Below are 7,320 nucleotides of genomic sequence, written 5' to 3' on the forward strand. Positions count from 1 at the left end.
CTCTTCCACAACCTTATCTCACAGATTCGGCAATGACTTTTACTGAATGTTAACAAACTGCCCAGAGAGACCTTCAAGGGTGTCGATGATATTGAAGTCGGTATGGAATTTGAAGCCAGCGGTGCAGATGGCCATATCATGGTAGTCAGAGTAGACAGCATCGTTGGTGATGAAATCACCATCAACGGCAACCATCCTTTAGCCGGGATGACTCTGGATTTTGAAGTGGGTATAACAGATGTGAGAGCCGCAACCGAAGAAGAACTGGAACACGGACATGTTCATGGAGCACACGGACATCATCATTAAGCGTTTAGAGAACAAACAGCTCCACAAAAGCCGTCCTCAGGGAAAGCTTTCGTGGGGGAGCATCAGAAAAATAAGAGCTGAAGAGACTCTGATACTGCCGTTCTATGATGATCCATTGTGAAATCCTTTTTAACATTAGTGAATCAGTCAAGTTAATATGATGAATAAATGGTCCCTGGGATAGGAATTAAATTAAATAATTCCCTCATCAAATATTCGCTTCATTGACTTTCAATTTACTTCTATCATACTATTTAGTTCTCACCTCCAGAAGAATGCACCATGACCGGAGTCAACACAAAGTTCTGGTCCCGAGTGAAAAAGTGTTTTCACCCTGTTTAAGGAGAATGAGTTTTTCTAAATATCAAGGAGTAATCATGTCCAAGTATACAAGTGTTTTAAAAAACAAGATGACAGACAAGAGCTTTGCCAAACTGGCAGCTCTCAAAAACGACAAGGTAATGGAATTCTTAGGAACCTTTGCAGAGCATTGCAATCCTGCATCCATTTATGTTTGTGACGATAGTAAGGCAGATGAAGAGTACATCAAGGCCATAGCCCTGAAAAATGGTGAAGAGCACCCCATGGCAAACTCTGAGCAGACCATTCACTGGGACGGTTACGGAGATCAGGCCCGGGACAAGGTAAATACAAGATATATGGTGTCCCCTGAAAATATGGAAAAGATGAAGGCCATGAACTCTCTTCCCTACGACGAAGCTTTGAAAGAAATCATGGGAATTGCCACGAATGTCATGGCAGGCAAAGAAGCATACGTGAAGTTTTTCACAGAAGGTCCTGCCGAAAGCCCCTTTACCATTCCCTGTATTCAGTTTACAGATTCTTCCTATGTAACCCATTCAGAGTCTATTCTGTACAGACCTGGTTACAAGCATTTCATGAACAATCCCGGTTCTGATGACTTTTTCCGCTTCATCCATTCCGCCGGAGAACAGGATGAAAGAGGTTGCTCCAAGAACCTGAAAGACAGAAGAATCTACATGGATACCCAGAACAACATTGTTTACTCCATGAACGACCAGTACGCAGGAAATTCTGTAGGCCTCAAGAAACATGCCATGAGATTAGCCATCAGTAAAGCAGGACAGGAAGGTTGGCTCTGTGAGCATATGTTTCTGATGGCCTGTCTTGGTAAGGGCGGAAGAAAAACCTACTTTGCCGGAGCATACCCCTCTGCCTGTGGTAAAACTTCCACAGCCATGATCCCCGGTGAAGAGATCGTAGGAGATGACATTGCCTACTTCCGCAACATCGATAAAGAATTCCGCGGTGTTAACGTTGAACAGGGTATATTCGGTATCATCAAAGACGTAAATGCAGAAGACGATCCTGTCATCTTCGAGAACGCCATGAAAAACCAGGAAGTGATCTTCTCCAATATCCTTCAGGGTCCTGATAAAAAACCCTACTGGCTTGGACAAGGTGTTGAAAACCCCAAGACAGGTCTTAACCATATTGGTGAATGGACTGAGGGAATGAAAGACAGCAAAGGTAACGTTGTTCCCGTGGCTCACCCGAACTCTCGCTACACCATGAGACTGGACTACCTGGAAAACTTTGACAAGGCAGGTTTTGATGCTAAAGAAGGAGTCAAGGTTGATGGTATTCTTTATGGCGGCCGTGACAGCGATACTTCCGTTCCCGTAGAAGAATCTCCCAACTGGAGAGACGGAATTCTTCTCAAGGCCTGTACCCTGGAATCAGAAACCACCGCGGCCACCCTCGGTGCTGAAGGAGTCAGAGCCGCATCTCCCATGGCGAATATGGACTTTGTATCCTACCCTCTTGGCGAATACACCATGAACAACATTAATTTCGTTAAGGGTATGAAGGAAGAACCCAAGGTTTACTCTACCAACTACTTCATGAGAAACCCCAAGGGAAACTTCATGACCAGCAAGCTGGCCAAAAAAGTCTGGCTTCACTGGGCAGAAGGTAGAATCCATGGAGATTACAAAGCTCTGGATACTCCTTCCGGAAAAATCCCCCTCTATGAAGATATAAAGGTTCTCTTCAAAGAACTTCTGGATGAAGAGTTCTCTTTAGAAGATTATACTTACCTGTTCACCTTCCGCTGTACTAAGCTGATTGAGAAACTGGAAAGAACCAAAAAATTCTTTGCCAGCAAAGACTCCAGTATCCCTGCGGAACTGAACGCTTACTGGGATGAAACAATTGCAAAATACACAGCAATAAGAGCAAAGTACGGTGATGAGATTAAACCCGGTGATTACAAAGGTTAATTCCGGGAACTGATTTAAAATATGAACCGCTCTTCACAGGGCGGTTTTTTGTGGCTTGAGAAACCTTAAAATATAAAAGCCCATCCGAATGGATGGGCTTCTTTTTGTTAGTAATCAGAGAGATGAACTGCTGAACGGCAGCTCAACTTCTAATTAGAGAAATTAACCGAGACGTTTTTCGAGTTTTTCGAGCTGTTCGGTCATTTTCTTGGGTAGTTTGTCGCCGAATTTTGCAAGGTATACCTTGGCATCTTCAACGGTCTTCTTAAATGCAACTGTGTCAACCTTCATCAGTCTGTCCCAGTCTTCCTTGGCCAGGTTCAGACCTTTTGCAAGGTCATCATTAGCAGGCATCATTCCGATGGGAGTTTCAATGGCGTCAACCTTACCTTCTACACGGTCGCACATCCATTTCAGAACACGGCTGTTTTCACCGAATCCGGGCCATACAAACCGTTTTCCATCTTTCTGGAACCAGTTAACATAGAATACCTTAGGAGCTTTATCTCCCAGCATTTTACCCATGTCAAACCAGTGCTGCATGTAGTCACCGGCGTGATATCCAATGAAAGGTGTCATTGCAAAGGGGTCGAATCTCAGGCTGACATTTCCAAGGTCCAGAGCGGCTGCTGTGGGCTCGGAAGAGGCTGTAGCTCCCATGTATACACCCTGTTCGAAGTCAAACGCTTCGTGTACGAGGGGCATAACAGAAGATCTTTTTCCACCGAATACAAAGATATCGATGGGAACTCCTGCAGGATCTTCCCAATCTGCACAGATAACGGGGCAGAGTTCAGCTTTTGCTGTGAAACGGCTGTTGGGGTGAGCACCCAGGATTTTTTTACCATCAGCATCTTTCATGCCGGGGTTCCAGGGGTTGTTCTTCCAGTCTGTACCACCGGCACATTCTACACCCATATCTTCCCACCAGACGTCTTTATCTGGTGTAACGACTACGTTAGTGAAGATGGCATCTCTTGAACAGCTGGCAAGAGCCATGGGATTGGAAGCTTCAGATGTACCGGGGGCAACACCAAAGAATCCAGCTTCGGGGTTGATGGCGTAGAGACGACCGTCAGCACCGGGTTTCATCCAGGCAATATCATCACCGATTGTTTCAACTTTCCATCCGGGGACGGTAGACTGAAGCATGGCCAGGTTTGTTTTACCACATGCGGAGGGGAATGCCGCTGCAATGTGGTATTTTTTACCTTCGGGATTGGTGAATCTCAGGATAAGCATATGCTCGGCCATCCAGCCTTCTCTTCCAGCCATGGCAGAAGCGATACGCAGTGCCAGACATTTCTTTCCAAGAAGAGCGTTTCCACCATATCCGGAACCATAAGACCAGATCAGGTTTTCTTCGGGGAAGTGGGCAATGTATTTTTCTTCAATGGGAGCACAGGGCCATCTGCTGTCTTTCTGACCGGGTTCGAGGGGTGAACCAACGGAGTGGAGACAGGGGATGAAGTCACCATCATCACCAAGAACTTCGAGTACCTTATTGGATACACGAGTCATGGTGTGCATGTTCACAACTACGTAGGGGGAGTCTGTGATCTCAATACCGACCTTGGCAATGGGAGAACCACCGGGACCCATTGAGAACGGAATAACATACATGGGACGGCCTTTCATACAACCAGTGTATTTACCGACCATTATTTTTTTCAGTTCAACAGGATCGATCCAGTTGTTGGTGGGTCCTGCATTTTCTTCTTTGACTGATGCGATGTAGGTTCTGCCTTCTACACGGGCAACATCCGAGGGGTCTGAGTTGAAAGCATAGCTGTTGGGACGAAGTTTCTCGTTCAGCTTGATGGCCATTCCGGTTCCGACCATTTCCGCCATCAGGCGATCGTATTCTTCTGTTGAACCGTCACACCAGATGACCTGGTCGGGGGTTGTCATTGCGGCAATTTCGTTAACCCAGGCAATGAGTTTTTTGTTTTTTGTAGGAACTGACATTCTCTATTCTCCTTAGAATATTTACTATTATGATATTTATATATAAAAAACCCGAAGTACATCATTCTGATATAGTCCGGGCCACTATCCTTAAGAATCCCTGCCTGAAAAGGCAGTTATTAATTAGTATTGTTGCTTATTTGATAACCGGTTGAGTACTGACTGATGATAGAATCACCCTTCTCCTTCCTCCGATTATTATCTGTACCATATAGATTCTTTCAATTCATTTCAAGTAATTATAGGACATTACTATGCATTTATTCAAATCTTATTGAAACTCCTGCCCCTGTAAGAATATAATTAAGAATTTAATCCCTAAAAATTGAGGTTCAATATATGACAAAAGGCCAAATGGAAGAACAAATCTGTAAAGCCCTGATCCATTTTGAAAAGGAATACATGGGACGGGGTCCGCTGGAAGCGAAAAGCTACATTATCGACGACATGGTCGTACTCAGAATGAAGGGAGTTCTTACTCCCGCAGAAAACAAACTGGCCAGTTCTCAGGAAATTGATAATGGACGGGCTCAGATCAAACAGATGCGCCGGACCCTCATTGAAAACGGAAGGACCCTTCTTGAATCGGTCCTGCAGGACATTCTGAAGGTCGGGATCATCAGTATGCATTCCGATCTGAGTACAAAAACCGGAGAGAGGATCATCATCTTTACGCTGGAATCGGCCCCTGATCTGACCTAAACTGTATTTTGTATTTTCTTTGTGAGCAGATTTATCCACACCTATATATTACTATATTTGTATTGATTATTCCTGCATCCCACGATCAATATCCTATGATATAATATTCGTGACAATTGACGCTATTCAGAAAAACGAAATTAAATGATTCAAAGAACAGGAAGCACCACTTTGTTTAAAACCTTTAGGCAGTTCAAAATATCCAGTATCATATTATTGCTGATTCTTCTCGTGGCACAAACCTTGATATCTCAAACAGGAGAGAGAGAAAAGGCTTCTGAACTGAACCTCAGAGACAAAAACCTGACAGATCATCCCGAACCCCTCTCGGGAGACTGGGAGTTTTACTGGAATGAGCTTCTGCCGCCGGGAACTGACTTTTCTGACTATGAAGCAGAAATCATTACTGTTCCCGATGCCTGGAATAAAAATGACAGGCACCCCATAAATGGCTATGGAACCTATAGAACCACGGTTCTTCTCCCTCCAGGACCGGAAATTCTCGGACTGACCATGGATTACAGCTTCAATCACTACAAACTCTTTGTGAATGGAAGGCTCCTCCACCAGAATGGTCTCCCCGGTGGTGAGTGGGTAATAAATTCCCAGAACCAGAAGCCGGCGATACTCCTACTACCAGGGGCCTCTCAGTTGGAGATTATCCTCCAGATCTCCAATTATTACGATTTTTACGGGGGGCTGCTGGATTCTCCTGAAATAGGAGGTCTGGACACTCTCAATCTCCAAAAAAACAGGTCACAGATGAGGGACGCCTTTCTTTTCGGAGTCTTTCTGGTCATTGGAATTCTATACTTTTTATTCTTTGTCAGTGAAGGAAAAGATTCTCATTCTTCCCTCTATTTCGGTCTTTTTGCCCTGGTCCTGTCCCTCCGGACCATCCTGTATGGTCAGCATATACTTCTGAGCCTCTTACCAAATATGCCTGTTGAAGTAGAAGCCACCCTGGGTCATCTGTCATTTTATCTTTCTGTACCTCTTTTTCTGAGGTTTATCAGCCTGCAGTTTCCTTTCAAACACAGCCGGATAATTGAATATCCCTTCTATGTGGTCAGTGCCATTTACAGCATCCTGGCCCTCAGCACAAGACACCACTTTTATATCCGATTTCTCACCTATTACCAGATCCTGGCGCTTTTTGTTGCTATCATTATATTTACCGTTCTCATCGTCAGGACCGTTCGGAAAGATCCGACCGCCAGGATTACCCTCCTGGGTTTTATTCTCCTTGTAGGGACCTCTCTGAATGATATGCTTTATGCTCAGCAGATCATTGATTCCTTCTATATGGTGCCTCTGGGTCTTGGACTGTTTATCCTAGGTCAAGCCACTCTGCTCAGCTGGAGGATAGGGAAGTCCTTCAGTGAGAGTAAGGATTTAGCAATAAAACTGATACACACCAACAAATCATTCAGACGCTTTGTTCCGGAAGAATTTCTGACCTACCTCAATAAAAACAGTATCATCGACATTCTGCTGGGAGATCATGTTCAGATGGAAATGACCATCATGTTTATGGATATCAGAGACTTCACATCCCTTTCGGAAAAATTGACTCCTAAAGAAAACTTCCTGTTTCTCAACTCCTTTTATGAAAGAGTCTGCCCCGTGATCCGGGATTTCAATGGATTCATTGACAAGTATCTGGGAGACGGAATCATGGCTCTTTTTGCCGGGCCTGATTCGGCTGAAAATGCAACCCGGGCAGCCATTCAAATGAGACAGATACTTCAAATATATAATTTTCACCGTTCCAAGACCGGCTATGATTCAATCAGAGTTGGAATCGGGATTCATACGGGATCTTTAATGATGGGAACCATAGGTGAAAACCAGAGGATGGATAGCACTGTCATTTCGGATGCTGTCAATCTCTGTTCAAGAATTGAAACCCTGACAAAAGAGTATGGCCTGGACATCGCCATGAGTGAAGAAACCTACAAGCATCTGAAGGGCGATCTGGCAAAGTATGTACGCTTTATAGGAAAGATAAAGGTCAAAGGAAAAGAGTTTCCGGTGAGTATTTATGAATTGTTCAATGGAGACCCCAGCGACATTA

Annotated in this window: 5 protein-coding genes; 4 read left to right on the top strand and 1 reads right to left on the bottom strand. The window is 44.5% G+C overall.

Annotated elements, in window-relative coordinates:
- Positions 1-102 precede the first annotated feature (102 nt).
- A complete protein-coding gene (locus PF479_RS10800; RefSeq protein ID WP_298006161.1) occupies positions 103-309 on the top strand; it encodes a hypothetical protein in 207 nt (68 codons plus the stop codon).
- Between the two features lie 377 nt (positions 310-686).
- A complete protein-coding gene (locus tag PF479_RS10805) occupies positions 687-2,573 on the top strand; it encodes a phosphoenolpyruvate carboxykinase (GTP) (protein WP_298006164.1) in 1,887 nt (628 codons plus the stop codon).
- A 162-nt stretch (positions 2,574-2,735) separates the two neighbouring features.
- On the opposite strand, the gene PF479_RS10810 is transcribed toward PF479_RS10805, so the two are convergent.
- Positions 2,736-4,541 carry a phosphoenolpyruvate carboxykinase (GTP) gene (locus tag PF479_RS10810; RefSeq protein ID WP_298006166.1) on the bottom strand — a complete coding sequence of 602 codons (1,806 nt, stop codon included), beginning with the start codon at positions 4,539-4,541 and terminating at the stop codon, positions 2,736-2,738.
- Positions 4,542-4,880: 339 nt separating this feature from the next.
- Between PF479_RS10810 and PF479_RS10815 the strand changes: the two genes are divergently transcribed.
- Positions 4,881-5,243 carry a DUF2294 domain-containing protein gene (locus PF479_RS10815; RefSeq protein ID WP_298006168.1) on the top strand — a complete coding sequence of 121 codons (363 nt, stop codon included), beginning with the start codon at positions 4,881-4,883 and terminating at the stop codon, positions 5,241-5,243.
- 171 nt (positions 5,244-5,414) lie between these two features.
- Positions 5,415-7,320 (top strand): adenylate/guanylate cyclase domain-containing protein (locus PF479_RS10820; RefSeq protein ID WP_298006171.1); only part of this gene is annotated, 1,906 nt, incomplete at its 3' end.

The sequence above is a fragment of the Oceanispirochaeta sp. genome (assembly GCF_027859075.1).
In the GTDB taxonomy this organism is placed as follows: Bacteria; Spirochaetota; Spirochaetia; order DSM-2461; family DSM-2461; genus Oceanispirochaeta.

Excerpts from the sequence above, each read along its gene's own strand:
- PF479_RS10800 (WP_298006161.1), top strand. The coding sequence starts at position 103 with ATGGAATTTGAAGCCAGCGGTGCAGATGGCCATATCATGGTAGTCAGA.
- PF479_RS10805 (WP_298006164.1), top strand. The coding sequence starts at position 687 with ATGTCCAAGTATACAAGTGTTTTAAAAAACAAGATGACAGACAAGAGC.
- PF479_RS10810 (WP_298006166.1), bottom strand. The coding sequence starts at position 4,541 with ATGTCAGTTCCTACAAAAAACAAAAAACTCATTGCCTGGGTTAACGAA.
- PF479_RS10815 (WP_298006168.1), top strand. The coding sequence starts at position 4,881 with ATGACAAAAGGCCAAATGGAAGAACAAATCTGTAAAGCCCTGATCCAT.